Origin of the sequence: Pseudomonas sp. YeP6b (assembly GCF_025642995.1) — a bacterium.
Lineage (GTDB): Bacteria > Pseudomonadota > Gammaproteobacteria > Pseudomonadales > Pseudomonadaceae > Aquipseudomonas.
Genome location: NZ_CP080090.1, coordinates 5,292,116 through 5,307,156 on the forward strand (window position 1 = coordinate 5,292,116; position 15,041 = coordinate 5,307,156).

The 15,041-nt window shown below is 61.5% G+C and carries 11 protein-coding genes; 3 read left to right on the plus strand and 8 right to left on the minus strand.

What is annotated here, in order from left to right:
* Window positions 1-88 precede the first annotated feature (88 nt).
* Window positions 89-3,265, plus strand: coding sequence for a ribonuclease E (gene rne / locus KZH41_RS23875; RefSeq protein WP_406991545.1), 3,177 nt, complete (start codon window positions 89-91; stop codon window positions 3,263-3,265).
* A gap of 267 nt (window positions 3,266-3,532) precedes the next feature.
* On the opposite strand, the gene KZH41_RS23880 is transcribed toward rne, so the two are convergent.
* The 3 genes from KZH41_RS23880 to KZH41_RS23890 form a co-directional block, all read right to left on the minus strand.
* Entirely contained in the window at window positions 3,533-4,123 is a 591-nt protein-coding gene (locus tag KZH41_RS23880) for an NTP transferase domain-containing protein (protein WP_242152079.1), read from the minus strand.
* Window positions 4,120-5,106, minus strand: coding sequence for an XdhC family protein (locus tag KZH41_RS23885; RefSeq protein ID WP_094951986.1), 987 nt, complete (start codon window positions 5,104-5,106; stop codon window positions 4,120-4,122). The genes KZH41_RS23880 and KZH41_RS23885 overlap by 4 nt, the downstream gene beginning before the upstream one ends.
* A 250-nt stretch (window positions 5,107-5,356) precedes the next feature.
* The gene (locus KZH41_RS23890; protein WP_094951985.1) at window positions 5,357-6,691 is read right to left on the minus strand and encodes a dicarboxylate/amino acid:cation symporter; all 1,335 of its coding nucleotides are present in this window, start codon (window positions 6,689-6,691) and stop codon (window positions 5,357-5,359) included.
* 339 nt (window positions 6,692-7,030) lie between these two features.
* Here KZH41_RS23890 and KZH41_RS23895 point away from each other — a divergent pair, with 339 nt between their 5' ends.
* Window positions 7,031-8,029 (plus strand): AraC family transcriptional regulator, encoded by a 999-nt coding sequence (locus tag KZH41_RS23895; protein WP_263273856.1) that lies wholly within the window; start codon window positions 7,031-7,033, stop codon window positions 8,027-8,029.
* Window positions 8,030-9,204: 1,175 nt separating this feature from the next.
* Here KZH41_RS23895 and KZH41_RS23900 read toward each other — a convergent pair.
* From KZH41_RS23900 to KZH41_RS23910, 3 genes are read right to left on the minus strand one after another with little or no spacing between them, the layout of a single operon-like run.
* Window positions 9,205-10,551 carry an ATP-binding protein gene (locus KZH41_RS23900; RefSeq protein ID WP_094950529.1) on the minus strand — a complete coding sequence of 449 codons (1,347 nt, stop codon included), beginning with the start codon at window positions 10,549-10,551 and terminating at the stop codon, window positions 9,205-9,207.
* Window positions 10,548-11,225, minus strand: a complete 678-nt coding sequence (locus tag KZH41_RS23905) for a response regulator (protein WP_017138377.1) — start codon at window positions 11,223-11,225, stop codon at window positions 10,548-10,550. The genes KZH41_RS23900 and KZH41_RS23905 overlap by 4 nt, the downstream gene beginning before the upstream one ends.
* 18 nt (window positions 11,226-11,243) lie before the next feature.
* Window positions 11,244-11,552 (minus strand): hypothetical protein, encoded by a 309-nt coding sequence (locus tag KZH41_RS23910; protein ID WP_094950528.1) that lies wholly within the window; start codon window positions 11,550-11,552, stop codon window positions 11,244-11,246.
* Window positions 11,553-11,690: 138 nt separating this feature from the next.
* On the opposite strand from KZH41_RS23910, the gene KZH41_RS23915 reads away from it, so the two are divergent.
* On the plus strand, window positions 11,691-12,407 hold the full coding sequence (locus tag KZH41_RS23915) for a 4'-phosphopantetheinyl transferase family protein (RefSeq protein ID WP_263273857.1): 717 nt from the start codon (window positions 11,691-11,693) through the stop codon (window positions 12,405-12,407).
* A gap of 90 nt (window positions 12,408-12,497) precedes the next feature.
* Here the strand turns inward: KZH41_RS23915 and KZH41_RS23920 are convergent, their stop codons facing one another.
* Together KZH41_RS23920 and KZH41_RS23925 are read right to left on the minus strand one after the other, a co-directional pair.
* Window positions 12,498-14,108, minus strand: a complete 1,611-nt coding sequence (locus tag KZH41_RS23920; RefSeq protein WP_263273858.1) for an ATP-binding protein — start codon at window positions 14,106-14,108, stop codon at window positions 12,498-12,500.
* The gene (locus tag KZH41_RS23925; RefSeq protein WP_094950525.1) at window positions 14,105-14,830 is read right to left on the minus strand and encodes a response regulator; all 726 of its coding nucleotides are present in this window, start codon (window positions 14,828-14,830) and stop codon (window positions 14,105-14,107) included. The genes KZH41_RS23920 and KZH41_RS23925 overlap by 4 nt, the downstream gene beginning before the upstream one ends.
* Window positions 14,831-15,041: the final 211 nt, after the last annotated feature.

Genomic DNA, 15,041 nt, shown 5'->3' on the forward strand with positions numbered 1-15,041 from the left:
CAACCACTCTTGACGCACCTGACACCGACCGTGAGAAGTCGTGTGTGCCGAACGCCGTTTCCGGCAGCCCGGAAACCGACGGTACAACATGAAAAGAATGCTGATTAACGCAACTCAACCCGAAGAGTTGCGTGTTGCACTGGTAGATGGCCAACGCCTCTACGACCTGGACATCGAATCCGGTGCACGCGAGCAAAAGAAGGCCAACATCTATAAAGGCCGTATTACTCGCATCGAACCGAGCCTTGAGGCTGCCTTTGTCGATTTCGGCTCCGAGCGCCACGGCTTCCTGCCCCTCAAAGAAATCTCCCGCGAATACTTCAAGAAAGCCCCTGAAGGCCGCGTGAACATCAAAGACGTCCTGAGCGAAGGCCAGGAAGTTATCGTTCAGGTCGAAAAAGAAGAACGTGGCAACAAGGGCGCCGCCCTGACCACCTTCATCAGCCTGGCTGGCCGTTATCTGGTCCTGATGCCGAACAACCCGCGTGCCGGCGGCATCTCCCGTCGCATCGAAGGCGAAGAGCGCAACGAACTGCGTGAAGCGCTGAACGGCTTGATCGCACCGGCCGACATGGGCCTGATCGTTCGCACTGCCGGCCTTGGCCGCAGCAGCGAAGAAATGCAGTGGGACCTCGACTACCTGCTGCAACTGTGGACCGCTATTAAAGAAGCGTCCCTGGATCGTTCCGCGCCGTTCCTGATCTACCAGGAAAGCAACGTGATCATCCGCGCCATCCGCGATTACCTGCGCCAGGACATCGGCGAAGTGCTGATCGACAGCGTTGAAGCCCAGGACGAAGCCCTGACTTTCATCCGCCAGGTGATGCCGCAGTACGCCAGCAAGATCAAGCTCTACGAAGACAGCGTTCCGCTGTTCAACCGTTTCCAGATCGAAAGCCAGATCGAGACCGCCTTCCAGCGCGTGGTCGAACTGCCTTCCGGCGGCTCCATTGTGATCGACCCGACCGAAGCCCTGGTGTCCATCGACATCAACTCGGCGCGTGCGACCAAAGGCAGCGACATCGAAGAAACCGCCCTGCAGACCAACCTGGAAGCGGCTGAAGAAATCGCCCGCCAGCTGCGCCTGCGTGACATCGGCGGCCTGATCGTGATCGACTTCATCGACATGACCCCGGCCAAGAACCAGCGCGCCGTGGAAGAGAAAGTCCGCGAATGCCTGGAAGCTGACCGTGCCCGCGTACAGGTTGGCCGCATCTCGCGCTTCGGCCTGCTGGAAATGTCCCGTCAGCGCCTGCGCCCATCCTTGGGCGAGAGCAGCGGCATCGTCTGCCCGCGTTGCAACGGCACCGGCATCATCCGTGACGTTGAATCGCTGTCCCTGGCGATCCTGCGCCTGATCGAAGAAGAAGCCCTGAAAGACCGCACTGCCGAAGTCCGCGCGCAAGTGCCGATCCCGGTTGCAGCCTTCCTGCTTAACGAAAAACGCAACTCGATCACCAAGATCGAACTGCGCACCCGTGCCCGTATCGTCATCCTGCCGAACGATCACCTCGAGACGCCGCACTTCGAAGTGCAGCGCCTGCGTGATGACAGCCCGGAAGCTCACAGCGGCCAGTCCAGCTACGAAATCGCGGCTGCCGCTGCCGAAGTCGAAGAAGTCCAGCCAGCCGCCGCGACCCGCACTCTGGTTCGCCAGGAAGCCGCGGTGAAGACGGCTCCAGCTCGCGCCAACGCACCGGTGCCTGCTGAAGTCGCCGCCCCGGTTGCCGCGCCGGCCGCCCTGCCTGAGCCAAGCCTGTTCAAAGGCCTGGTGAAGTCTCTGGTTAGCCTGTTCGCAACTAAAGAAGAGCCCGCGGCTCCGGTTGTGGTTGAAAAACCAGCCACCGAGCGCCCGGCGCGCAACGAAGAGCGTCGCAACGGCCGTCAGCAAAGCCGTAACCGCAACGGTCGCCGTGACGAAGAGCGCAAGCCGCGCGAAGAACGTGCTCCGCGTGAAGAACGCGCACCACGTGAAGAACGCGCACCTCGCGAAGCCCGTGAAGAAACCCCAACCGTAGCCCGCGAAGAACGTGCACCGCGTGAAGAGCGCGCACCACGCACCCCACGCGCACCCCGTGAAGACCGCAAGCCACGTGGCGAGCGTGAAGAACGTGTACGTGAACTGCGCGAGCCACTGGACGCAGCGCCTGCCGTAGCTGGCGAAGCTGCCAGTGAAGAACGCCCGGCTCGCCAGCCGCGTGAAGAACGCGCCCCACGTGAAGAGCGCCAACCGCGCCCACCGCGTGAAGAGCGTCAACCACGCGCCGAGCAAGCAGCTGCTGCCAGCGAAGAAGACGAAGTGCTGACCGGCGAAGAGCAACTGCAGGAAGATGGCCAGGACAACGCCGAAGGCGATCGTCCACGCCGCCGCTCCCGTGGCCAGCGTCGTCGCAGCAACCGTCGCGAGCGTCAACGTGATGCCAACGGTAACGTGATCGAAGGCTCGGAAGAGACCGGCGAAAACGCAGAAGCCGCCACCACCGAACCAACTGGCGCCGAATTGGCTGCCGGCCTGGCGGTAACGGCTGCCGTTGCCAGCTCGGTCATCAGCGCACCGGCTGAAGCCCAGGCGCACGAGCAAGCTGAACGCGCCACAGCTGCCGTTGAAGAAACTGTTGCGGTAGAAGCCCCAGAAGCACCGGTGGCTGAAACCCCATTGGTAGAAGCGCCGGTTGTTGAAGCAACTACCCCAATCGAAGCCCCAGTGGTTACGGAAGTGGAAGTTGCACCGGTTCGCGAAACCCAACCAGAAGTGGAAGTGGCTGCTGTCGAGCCTGCACCGGTGGTTGAGCCTCAGCCCGTGTTTGAAGCGCCGGTTGTTGAAGAAGCCGCCCCGGCAGTGCGTGAAGTTCGCGAAGAACAGACCGCCTTCCAGTGGACTGCCGAACCAGCCGCTGCAGTTGAAGCGCCAGCCTCTGCCCCCGCGGTAGAAGAAGCGCCTACACCGGTTGCCGAAGTGGTTGAAGCCGCTCCGGTTGTGGTTGCCGAGCCTGCGCCAGTGGTTGAAGCGCCAGTGGTTGCCGAAGTCGCCGCCCCGGTGGTCGAAGCAGCACCTGCCAGCGCCCTGACCGAAAACGGCCGCGCGCCGAACGACCCACGTGAAGTGCGTCGCCGTCGCAAGGAAGCTGAGGCAGCCGCTGCAGCTGCCGCAGCAGCACCGGCCGCTGTCGAAGTAATCGAGGCACCAGCCCCGGTTGCTGAAACAGTGGTTGAGCACGCCCCAAAGGCTTTGGAAGCAGAACACGAGCCTAAACCCCTCGTCTGATTCCATCAGCCACTAAAAAGCCCCGCCTGAGTGATCAGGCGGGGCTTTTTTATGGGGCTGAACACACCGCTATATTGAATTGAAATGCACTCAACTGTGGGAGCGGGCTTGCCCGCGATGACGTCGGCCCAGCAAACATTGATGTTGACTGACCCACCGCTTTCGCGGGCAAGTCGAATCGTCGCACCGCCGCTCCCACAGGGGATCTGCGCTTAACTGAACGGCATTAGGGCAAGCCCGCTCGCCACAACAAGCCAGCTCCCACATTCAGTCCACGTGGAAACTTAGCATCTGCGGTAGGTCCACATCCCAAAGCACGCCAGGATCGCTAACCTGGACCTCACTCACCGTCGCACAGGCAAATAACGGCTTGGCGCCGCGATCCCCGTTCAGCGCCATCAAGGATGGCCCAAGCGCCCGGCCAAACGCCACTGGATGCCCGTATTCACCCGCCAGCACCGGCACACGGATGCCATCTGCTGCCAGCGCATCAACCACCCTTTCGATACTAGAAGATTGGATAAACGGCATATCCCCCAACACCACCAACCAGCCATCAGACTCACCACTGGCTGCGACCGCCGCCGCAATGCTATCGCCCATCCCAACTGAGTGCAGCAGCAACACCTCACAACCGTAGGCCCGCGCCAGGCGAATCACTTCGGGCCGGTCCGGCGAGGTCACCAACCAGCGCGTTACAACACGCTCAGGCAAATTCAATAGCACCTGCTCGATCACCGGTCGCGTCACGCCATCCAAGCCTACGCAGTCGGCCAACAACTTATCCTTATCAGCCCCCGCTTCGGCACGAAAACGACTGCCCTGCCCGGCCGCCAGCACAATCGCGGTAACGGTCATTCAGCCACTACCGGCAGCGGCTTTTTCTGCGTCGGTGCCACGCCATTCTTGATGGCGACGATTTCCGCCATCAACGACAACGCAATCTCGGACGGAGTATGGCTGCCGATGTGCAAACCAATCGGCCCATGCAAACGTGCAATCGCCTCCGCCGACAAACCCAGCGCCGTCAGGTTTTCCCGGCGCTTTTGCGTATTGACCCGCGAACCGAGGGCACCGATGTAGAACGCGGTGGAATTCAACGCCGTCAGCAGCGCCATGTCATCCAGGCGTGGGTCGTGGGTCAGGCAGACGATGGCCGTGCGCTCATCCGTCTGGATATTCAAGACCGCCTCATCCGGCATGCCCGGCACAAAGCGGCCGTGTTGCTCTTCCCAGCCATAGACGAACTCTTCGCGCGGGTCACAGATCAGCACCTCGAAATCCAACAGCCGCGCCATCTCAGCCACGTAGCGCGACAGCTGCCCGGCGCCGATCAACAGTAGTCGCCAACGCGGCCCGTAAATGGCCCGCAGGCGTTCGCCGTCGAAGGTCACGACATCGGTTTTGCTCGCACCGACCAAGCTCACGCGGCCCGTGACCAGGTCCAGCTCTCGGGCGACGATTTCATGCGCTTCGCAACGCTCCAGCAATTGCGCGACCCAACGCCAGTCATCAACCCGCTCCTCTGTAAGGCGCAGAGTGCCACCGCAAGGCAAGCCAAAACGCGCCGCCTCATCGCGGGTAACGCCATAGGTCACTAACTGCACCGGCGGCCCATCCTCAGGCAAGCGGCCATCCTGCAAGCGCGCGATCAAGTCATCCTCGATGCAGCCACCGGACACTGAGCCAATCACCACGCCATCGCCACGCAAGGCCAACATCGCCCCCGGCGGACGCGGCGCGCTGCCCCAGGTCTGGACCACGCTGTAGAGCACCACGCGGTGCCCGGCACGGCGCCAGTCGAGCACGCTGCGCAAGACATTCAGATCCACACTGTCCATCAAGACTCCTGCAAGCAATTACTGCGCAAACATGCGGCGGGTTAAGGGGTTTTAGAGCGGGCAGCACGGTGCGAGTTTCATCAGCGTAACCAACAGCCGCCTTGTAGAGACGGGCTTCATCGCAACGTGATGAACTACTCACTGAATGTAAATCAAAACATGCAAAAAGTGACCCAGCAGAAACGCAAACGCCCCGAACAAGTCGGGGCGTTTGTTGGTAACTTCGGCGTCAGTTCACGCCATCAGCCCCTTACTTCACAGCAGCAGGAGCAGGGCCTTCGGCCACACCCAGGTCATCTTCCGGACGGGTGTCGGAGATGCCAGTACCGCCGGATGCCAACTCGCTGTGCAGCTTGTCAGTGTCCAGTTCCTTGACCCACTTGGCCACAACGATGGTGGCAACGGCGTTACCCACCAGGTTGGTCAGTGCGCGGGCTTCAGACATGAAGCGGTCGATACCCAGGATCAGCGCCAGGCCGGCAACCGGCAGGTGGCCGACAGCCGACAGGGTAGCAGCCAGTACGATGAAGCCCGAACCGGTCACGCCAGCAGCGCCTTTGGAGGACAACAGCAGCACCAGCAGCAGGGTGATCTGGTGAGTGATGTCCATGTGGGTGTCAGTCGCCTGGGCGATGAACACGGCAGCCATGGTCAGGTAGATCGAAGTACCGTCGAGGTTGAACGAGTAGCCGGTCGGGATCACCAGGCCTACTACGGATTTCTTCGCGCCCAGACGCTCCATCTTGATCAGCATGCGTGGCAGTGCGGATTCGGAGGAGGAAGTACCCAGAACGATCAGCAGCTCTTCACGGATGTAGCGAACCAGCTTCAACACGCTGAAACCGTGTGCGCGGCAGATAGCGCCCAGCACCACGACCACGAACAGGATGCAGGTGATGTAGAAGCAGATCATCAACTGGCCGAGCTGCACCAGGGAACCTACACCGTAGGCGCCGATGGTGAACGCCATGGCGCCCAGGGCACCGATTGGCGCGAGCTTCATGATCATGTTGATGATGTTGAACATCACGTGAGCGAAGCGATCGATGAAGTCCAGTACCGGCTTGCCATAGGCGCCCAGGCGGTGCAGGGCGAAACCGAAGATCACCGAGAACATCAGCACTTGCAGGATGTCACCGTTGGCGAAGGCGCCGACGATGGTGTTCGGGATCACGTTGAGGATGAAGCCAACCACGCTCTGGTCTGCACCGGCAGTCACGTAGGCAGCGACTTTGGAGGCATCCAGGGTAGCCACGTCGATGTGCATGCCGGCGCCCGGTTGCACAACGTTGACCACGACCAGGCCGATCAGCAGGGCGATGGTGGAAACAACTTCGAAGTACAGCAGCGCGTAGCCGCCGGTTTTGCCGACCGATTTCATGCTTTGCATGCCAGCGATGCCGCTGACAACGGTGCAGAAGATGATCGGGGCGATGACCATTTTGATCAGTTTGATGAACCCGTCACCCAGTGGCTTGAGGGCCACGCCGGTCTGCGGGTAGAAGTGACCGAGCAAAATACCGATAACGATTGCAACGATCACTTGGAAATACAGGGATTTGTAGATTGGCTGACGAGTCGTCATTGCAAAGTTCCTCAATCGCACCGTGTGGCAAAGATCCGCCATTGCCCACGACACTTGAATTGCGAACCCTCCTGCACTGGAGGGATTTGTTGTTTGCGAGGTCTGTAAGAACATTCCTGCGCTGTGATCTTTATCGCAAACGCCGTGCCACTTTGCTTAAAAACCCTGAAGGCCTTTAGACATCAGGGCTGAGGGGTTGAATGCCCCCGTCAGGGCCACCAAGAAGCTGGCGGAAACCCGCCACGCCCTCTGATCTCGTCCTACAATTTGGCGGATATCCGCCTTGTCGTCCCGCCCTCGGGTGGCTACCATCCGCCACTCCATGGACGAGGACCTCACATGCGTGAACGTACCATCGCCAGTCACTACGCGCGGGCCGCCCTCGGCGGGGCGCGTCGGGCGGGCTACGATTACTCGCCCCTGCTGTTGCAGGCCGGCATCACCCCGGAACTGTTGACCGAGCCACGCGCCCGCATCGCCCCCGAGCAATTTACCCGGCTGTTGCAAATGCTCTGGCTGGCGCTGGACGACGAATACCTGGGGTTTGCCGAAGGCCCAAGCAAACGCGGCACCTTCGCCATGATGTGCCACGCGCTGATTCACTGCCGCACCCTGGAGAAGGCTCTGGAACGCGGCTTATTATTTTATAGCCTATTCCCACAGGGTCCGCGCTGGCAGCTGACAAGAGAAGGCGACATGGCCCGCCTGAGCCTGGACGATTCGCAGCTGTGGGACCCGGATCATTTCCTCAGCGAATGCCTGCTGGTGATCTGGCATCGCCTGGGCAGCTGGCTGATCGGCCAGCGTATTCGGCTGCACCAGGCCACTTTCAGCTACCCGATGCCGGCGCATGCTGGCGAATATGACCTGCTCTTCCCCTGCCCTCAGGTGTTCGGCGCGCCGCACAGCAGCCTGGTGTTTCCGGCGCGCTACTTGAGCCTGCCGCTATTGCAGGACGAACGCACCCTCAAGCACTTTCTTGAGCGCTCGCCCGCCGACCTGCTGTCGCGGCCGGATGAAGGCGACAGCCTGAGCAGCCAACTGCGCCGCTTGCTGAGCCGCGACTGCACGCCCTGGCCGGACCTGGAAGCCGTCGCGCAGCACCTGCACATCAGCCCACAAACCCTGCGCCGGCATTTGCGTGAAGAAGGCACCAGCTTTCAGGCGCTCAAGGATGAGTTGCGGCGGGACATCGCCATCTACCATTTGGGGCGGGCGGATTTGTCATTGCAGGAGATTGCCGAACAGCTGGGGTTTTCCGAACCGTCGGCGTTTCATCGGGCGTTCAAGAAGTGGACTGGATTGACGCCGGGGGCGTATCGGGCGCAGGAGAGTTAGAGGTGAATTGCCTGCGATAGCCTTAGGTATCTACACATCTTTTTATGGGTTGAATTCTTTGGTTGTTGCGGGGGCGCTGGGTGCATATCCGTTATTTGGGTAACGGCGGCTATGGGTTCCGCCCTTACGGCGGGTCACTTTTGGAAAAGAGCCCCAAAAGTAACCAAAGGGCTCTTGCCCCACCACTCGGCACCTCGCTTAGGCTCGGTGTGCCCTCACTCCGGCTTTGGGCGGGGCCGCCGCCATGGGCCATCCTTGGCCCATCGCGGCTAAACCGGCGTCCTGCCGGTTTACCCCGCTCCAAAGCCTGCGTTCGGCCAGCGTGGTTTAACGGGGCGCCTAAGATCAAGATCAAAAGCAAGAGCACGGCGGCCTAGTAGCCGACCTGAGTGGTTAGATCAAAAGCAAAACCGAGGCGGCCTGAAAGCCGATAATCGTGGAGGCTGAACTCAATCTAATGTGGGAGCTGGCTTGCCTGCGATGGCATCGGCTGGTTATGCCTGACACACCGAGGTGCTTGCATCGCAGGCAAGCCAGCCAGCCCACAGAAAAGCAGAGCACTGCGGTGCTGGCAGCTAAACTCGGTCAAAACTGTGGGAGCGGGCTTGCTCGCGAAGGCGGTGGGTCAGTCAGATCATGTGTAACTGACTCACCGCGTTCGCGAGCAAGCCCGCTCCCACATTGGGATCTCATTACATCAGCTAGATAGGGTGGTGCTCTGCTTCTGCTCTGCTTCTGCTCTGCTTCTGCCTTGCTTTTGCTTCTACCACTCAGGTCGGCTACTAGGCCGCCGTGCTCTTGCTTTTGATCTTGATCTTAGGCGCCCCGTTAACCACGATGGCCGAACGCAGGCTTGAATCCGTGGGTAACCCGGCAGGACGCCGGGTTAGCCGCGATGGGCCAAGGATGGCCCATGGCGGCGGCGGCCCACGGATTCAAGCCGGAGTGAGGGCATGCCGAGCCTAGGCGAGGCACCGAGTGGTGGGGCAAAGACCTTTGCTTACTTTTGGGTCTTTCCAAAAGTGAGCCGCTGTAAGAGCGGAACCCTAAGCAGCCGTTACCGCAGCAACGGATATGTACTCATATCCACCTAAAAACCCCGTCAAAAGCTTAGCGCAACACAAAAAGTTGCGTAGATACCCATGCTGCGATGAGGCCCGCCCAGGCAATAAAGATCAAACAGCCGGAAAGTGAATCTTGAACGCCGCGCCACCCAGTGGCGAATCCCCAAGGGTCAGCCGCGCGCTGTAGCTTTCGATGATGTCCTTGACCACCGCCAAACCAATGCCCTGCCCCGGGTGCTGACGGTCAAGCCGTTCGCCCCTTTGCAGAATCCGTGCACGCTGATCGGGCGGCACGCCAGGGCCATCATCCTCAATGCACAGCTCAGTGCCTTCGAGGTTTTCCGTCAGGCTGATGTGCACTTCGCTCAGGCACAGGCGGTAAGCGTTTTCCAGCAGGTTGCCGAGCATCTCGAGCAAGGCGCCCTTCTCGATCGGCAAATCACACTCTGGCGGCAAATCGAAGGTCACCGTCACGCGCTTGTCGCGGTAGACCTTGTCCAACGTGTCGCACAGGCTTTGCAGCACCGGCTCCAGGCGCACCTGGTGGCGCACCAAGCCACTTTTGCGCAGGCTGGCACGCTGCAATTGATAGCCGATCTGCTGGCTCATGCGCTCGATCTGCGATTGCAACACCCAGGCCTGGCCGCGCTCTTCGGGGCGCTGGGCCATGTCTTCGCTCACGCCCTGCAACACCGCCAGCGGGGTTTTCAGGCTGTGGGCCAAGTCGTCGAGGGAGTCGCGGTAGCGCGCCCGCTGCTCACGCTCGCTGTGCAGCAAACGGTTCAGAGAACCGGTGAGGCGCAGCAGTTCGCGCGGGTGCTCTTCGGTCAGGCTTTCGCGGGTGCCGCCTTCAATCTGGTCAAGTTCCTGGCTCAGGCGCCGCAGGGCCTGCAGGCCCCAGGTCAGGCCCAGCCACAGCAGCGTCAGCAACACCAGCAAGGCGGCGCCGAAACCCAAGTAGAGGTTTTCTTGCAGGCCTTCAAGGGTCAGCTGGTATTCGCGTACCGGTTGCAGGGCGACGATACTGAACGCCGCGCTCTTGCCGCCCAGCAGCCTGACCTCGACGTCATACACGAAAAACTCCTGGCCATTGGCCTCGCGGATCCGCGCAAACTCATTCCCGCGCCCGTCATAGCGCGGCTTGTAGTTGATGTTTTCTTCCTGGGTCGCCCGCGAACGCCAGACCAGATGGCCTTCACGGTCGTAGATATAGCCGAGCAGGCGACTGTCGGTGAGGTTGAAGCGTTCATCCGGCAACTGCGCCGGCATCAGCAGGCGGTTGTTGTCGACCCGCGCGGCGGAAATCAGCGTGGTAACGTCCGAGGCCAGGCGCTGCTCGATGGAATCCTGCAGCGCCAGGCTGAACGCACCTTGCATCGCGGGCAATAAGCCCAGCATAAACAGCACGGCCAGGGTGGTGGCCGCCAGCATCAAGCGCACACGTAACGAGCGTATCAACGGCAGCGCTCATTAAACAGGTAACCCAGGCCGCGCACGGTGTCGATCGGCTTGAACCCGGCCGGGCCTTCCAGCTTGCGGCGCAGGCGCCCGACCAGCACTTCGATCACATTCGGATCACGCTCGTCGTCATCGGGGTAGAGCTGTTCCATCAAGCGGTCCTTGGCGACAACTTGTTGATGGTGACGCATCAGGTATTCGAGAATCCGATACTCATAGGCGGTCAGCGCCAAAGGCTGCTCATCCAGGGACGCCTGCTTACGATTGAGGTCCAGCAGCAAGGGCCCGGCGACGATGGTCGACTGGGTGAACCCGCTGGAGCGGCGCAGCAAAGCGTTCATGCGCGCTTCCAGCTCTTCGAACTGGAACGGCTTGACCACGTAGTCATCGGCGCCGGCCGCCAAGCCTTCGACCTTGTCCTGCCAGTTGCCGCGCGCGGTGAGGATCAGGATCGGAAAGGTCTTGGCCTGGCTGCGCAGTTGGCGGATCAGGTCCAGGCCGCCCATGCCGGGCAGGCCCAGGTCGATGATGGCCAAGTCATGGTTGAACTGCCCGGTCTGGTACAGGGCTTCCTCGGCATTGGCCACGGCCTCGACCACGTGCCCGCTGTCGGTCAGGCGGGTGAACAGGTGATGACGCAACAGCGCCTCATCTTCCACGACCAGCAATTTCATAAGGCTCTCCAAGGCAATTCAACTGTCCGACAGGGGGATATCATAGCGGCCCTGCAAGTCTTGCGGGCGCAGTTTAATGCCATTGTATTGGCTCGTCAGGTGTTCGTAGCCGGTGCGGTAGCCTGGCTGCGGGCTGGTCAGCCCCAGGGACTGGCCCCACGGTGCGGCCTGGCTGCCCGCGTCTTCGAAGCTGACACGCTGGATCAGGTTGCTGGACTTCTTGGTTTTCTCGCCACCAAAGCCTGCAAAAGCGCTGTCCGAAGCCTGGACCCCGGCAGTGGCACTGAGCATGGTTAACGCCAACATCAGCTGTTTGATCGCAGTCATGGTGCTTACCTCTACGCGTTTTGGCTGTTGAAGCCAGACTACGCAAGCGCCCCTGAACTCCCCCTGAACAGGCTCTGAACCTGGCCTGAACCGTTACGGGCTATCCACTGGCGCGCCAACTGACGCAAAATACCGCGCATGACGCCCCTACCTGCTTGCTGCACCCCACTCGATGCCCATTGGCCGCTGCCCGTCCCGTTACCGGGCACGGTGTTTCTGAGCACCCGATTCGATCCAGCTTTATTAGAGTCCGGTGATTTCCAGCGCTGCGCGGTGCCGCCGCCGGCCAGCATCCAGCGTTCGGTGGCCAAGCGCCAGGCCGAGTTCCTCGCTGGCCGCCTGTGCGCCCGTGCGGCATTGCAACAACTCGACCGCTTGGACTGCGTGCCGGCCATCGGCGAAGACCGTGCGCCGGTATGGCCTGGGCACATCAGCGGCTCCATCACCCATAGCACCGGGCATGCGGCGGCGATTGTCGGGCACAAGACGCAATGGCGTGGGCTGGGAATAGACTTGGAGAATGTGCTGACACTGGAACGGGCGGAACGCCTGGCCGGGGAAATTCTTACGGCTGAGGAAATGCAGCGCATGGCAAGCGTGCCGCGCGAGCAGCTCGCCTTGTTGGTGACGCTGACGTTTTCGGTCAAGGAAAGCCTGTTCAAGGCGCTCTACCCGATTGTGCAGAAGCGTTTTTACTTTGAGCATGCCGAGGTGTTGGAGTGGTCGGTGGCTGGGCATGTGCGGTTGCGGTTGCTGACCGACCTGTCGGCGCAGTGGTGCCATGGCACCGAATTAGAGGGGCAGTTTGTGGTGGATGGGGAGCAGTTGTTGAGCCTGGTGGCTATCGGCGCCTGATTTACCGCCATCGCGGGCAAGCCCGGCTGCCGCATTTGATTGGGTTCACACTTTCAAACTGTGGGAGCTGGCTTGCCTGCGATAGCGGTGTCAGGGTTTCTCCTGATCCCTGGGCCAACTCAGGCTAAAGCACGCCCCACCCAGGTTGTTGCTCTTGCTGATCAACGCCCGCCCGCCGTGCCAATAGATAATCCGCCGCACAATCGACAAGCCCAGGCCATGCCCGCCCGAGGCGCGGGTGCGGCTGTCGTCCAGGCGCAGGAACGGCGTGAAGATCCGCTCCCAGGCGCTTTCCGGCACGCCGGGGCCGTCGTCTTCCACGTCGATGCGGCAACGCACCTGGCCCACCTGATAACTGATCAACACGTGGCCCTGAGCATGGCGCATCGCATTGCTCACCAGGTTTTGCAGGGCGCGATGCAGGTAGCGCGGCTCGGCGTCGACCCAGGCGTCATCCCAATGCGCGGAAGACAAACAAACGCCGCGAGTCACCGTGACCTGCGGGCGCAGTGGTGACAATTCGCCGATCACCTGATCGAGCAGCGTGTTGAGGTCGACCCGTTGGAAACTCAGCTCCGGCGCGCCTTGCTCCAGGCGTGCGTAAGTGAGCATTTCGTCAACCAGGCCATCCAGGTCTTGAATGTCGCTGTCCATGCCGTCCATGTATTTGCGCCGCGCCTCGGGGGTGGCGGCGTCGCCGATCATCTCCAGGCCAAAGCGCAGGCGCGCCACTGGGGTGCGCAGTTCGTGGGACACCGCGCGCACCAGTTCACGCTGGATCGCCAGCAATTGCTGCAGGTGCTCGGCCATGCCATTAAAAGCAGCGGCCAGGCGCCCCACCGAGTCGGCGCCGCGCGCCGGTACGCGCACCTCCAGGTTGCCTTTGGCAATGCGCGTAGCCGCCGCTTCCAGGCCCTTGAGGCGCCGCTCGAGCTGGCGCACCAATAAATACACGATCAAGCCGATCAGGGTCAGGCTGATCAAGGCAATCAGGATCAACCACTGCGGCGGGTAAGGGTTCATTTGGTAAAGCGGGCCGATTTCCAGCACCCACGGCGTGCCGACCATGCCGGCAAACACGCGGATCGAATCGCCGCCCTTGCCCAAGGCCATCACCGTGTCGCCTTCCGCAACCCGGCGGCGCTGGTCATCGTCCATGTCGGCCTGATCCAGGGTGATCAGGTGCATGTCAAAACCAAAGCCCTTGGCCTGCTTAATGTCGGCCAGCGTTTGCGGCTGCTCGGCGACCGGGAAGCGCACCAGTTCGTCAGCCAGCAGGTAAATCGTCGCGCGGGCCAGTTGTTCGCTGATCTGCTGCACTTCGCCCGTGAGTACCAACTGCTCCGGTTCGCTGACCAGGCGCAACACGCGCGCCGCATGCGGCCCGGTCTGCTCCACCAGCACCTGGCCGCGTTGCAGGCGGTTGCGTTGGCTCAGGTCCAACTTGGCATCAGCCAGTGTGCGCAACTCCAGCGGGATACCCAGTAAGCGCTCCCACACTGCCAGCGCGCGCTGGCGTTCGATGGGGCTCATGGGTTGCAGGTTGTCGCCCATCAGCGCAAAGGTGCCGTGGGCCAAGCGCTCACGGTACTGGCCACTGCGCACCTCATTGAGCAGGTGCAAGGCCAGCACGCCGAGCAGCGCGACCAGGATCAGCGCCGCGCACATGCCGCCGTAGATGCGCAGGAAGATCGAGTTCACAACGGCATGTCGGCAGCGGCTTCGGGGACGAACAAGTAGCCTTTGCTGCGAATGGTCTTGATCAGGCGCGGGTGGATCGGGTCGTCGCCAATTTTTGGGCGAATGCGTGAGATGCGCACATCAATGGAGCGGTCCTGGCCGTCGTAGCCGATGCCACGCAGCGCAATGAAGATTTCCTCGCGGGACAGGATGCGCCCGGCGTTCGCCACCAGCAGCCACAACAGGTCGAACTCGGCACTGGTCAGCTCGATGCCACCCTCGTGCAGCCAGGCTTCGCGCAGGGCGTTGTCCACCACCAGCGGGCCGAATTGCAGGCGGCGCTGGTTTTCCACGGCGACGGGCAACGCCGGCTCGCTGCGCCGCAGCAGGGCCTGGATACGCGCCAGCAACAAGCGCGGGCGCACGGGTTTGCACACGTAGTCGTCGGCGCCCATGTCCAGGCCCAGCACCTGGTCCATGTCGTCGGTGCGCGCGGTCAGCATCAGGATCACGCCGTCATAGCGTTCGCGTACTGAGCGGCAAATGCTCAGGCCGTCTTCGCCGGGCAGCATCAGGTCGAGGATCACCAGATCAGGCTGCTCCGCAATGATGCGCGCCGCCGCCAGGGCGCCGTCGCCCTCCACCGACACCCGCAGGCCGTTGCTCTCCAGATAATCACGGGTCAACTCGGCCAATCGCTCGTCGTCCTCGACAATCAATATTTGCCAGGCTTCTTGCTCCACGGGTGATCCTCATTGTTATAAAGGGATTGGTTGGCCAACTCGCTCACCCGCCGCACCTTATTTGTAATGTTTTGAGGGCATAACAACGCCTGTCAGTAGTCCGATTGTAGCCATGGGCCAACCCTCCAGCACAAGCCGGGAAATCCATTCGGTGATCAGGTTTTTTTGTGGTAGGGTTCGCGCCCTCAAAATTCCAATCAGCTGTTTTTAC

Excerpts from the sequence above, each read along its gene's own strand:
- rne (WP_406991545.1), top strand. The coding sequence starts at position 89 with ATGAAAAGAATGCTGATTAACGCAACTCAACCCGAAGAGTTGCGTGTT.
- KZH41_RS23880 (WP_242152079.1), bottom strand. The coding sequence starts at position 4,123 with ATGACCGTTACCGCGATTGTGCTGGCGGCCGGGCAGGGCAGTCGTTTT.
- KZH41_RS23885 (WP_094951986.1), bottom strand. The coding sequence starts at position 5,106 with ATGGACAGTGTGGATCTGAATGTCTTGCGCAGCGTGCTCGACTGGCGC.
- KZH41_RS23890 (WP_094951985.1), bottom strand. The coding sequence starts at position 6,691 with ATGACGACTCGTCAGCCAATCTACAAATCCCTGTATTTCCAAGTGATC.
- KZH41_RS23895 (WP_263273856.1), top strand. The coding sequence starts at position 7,031 with ATGCGTGAACGTACCATCGCCAGTCACTACGCGCGGGCCGCCCTCGGC.
- KZH41_RS23905 (WP_017138377.1), bottom strand. The coding sequence starts at position 11,225 with ATGAAATTGCTGGTCGTGGAAGATGAGGCGCTGTTGCGTCATCACCTG.
- KZH41_RS23910 (WP_094950528.1), bottom strand. The coding sequence starts at position 11,552 with ATGACTGCGATCAAACAGCTGATGTTGGCGTTAACCATGCTCAGTGCC.
- KZH41_RS23915 (WP_263273857.1), top strand. The coding sequence starts at position 11,691 with ATGACGCCCCTACCTGCTTGCTGCACCCCACTCGATGCCCATTGGCCG.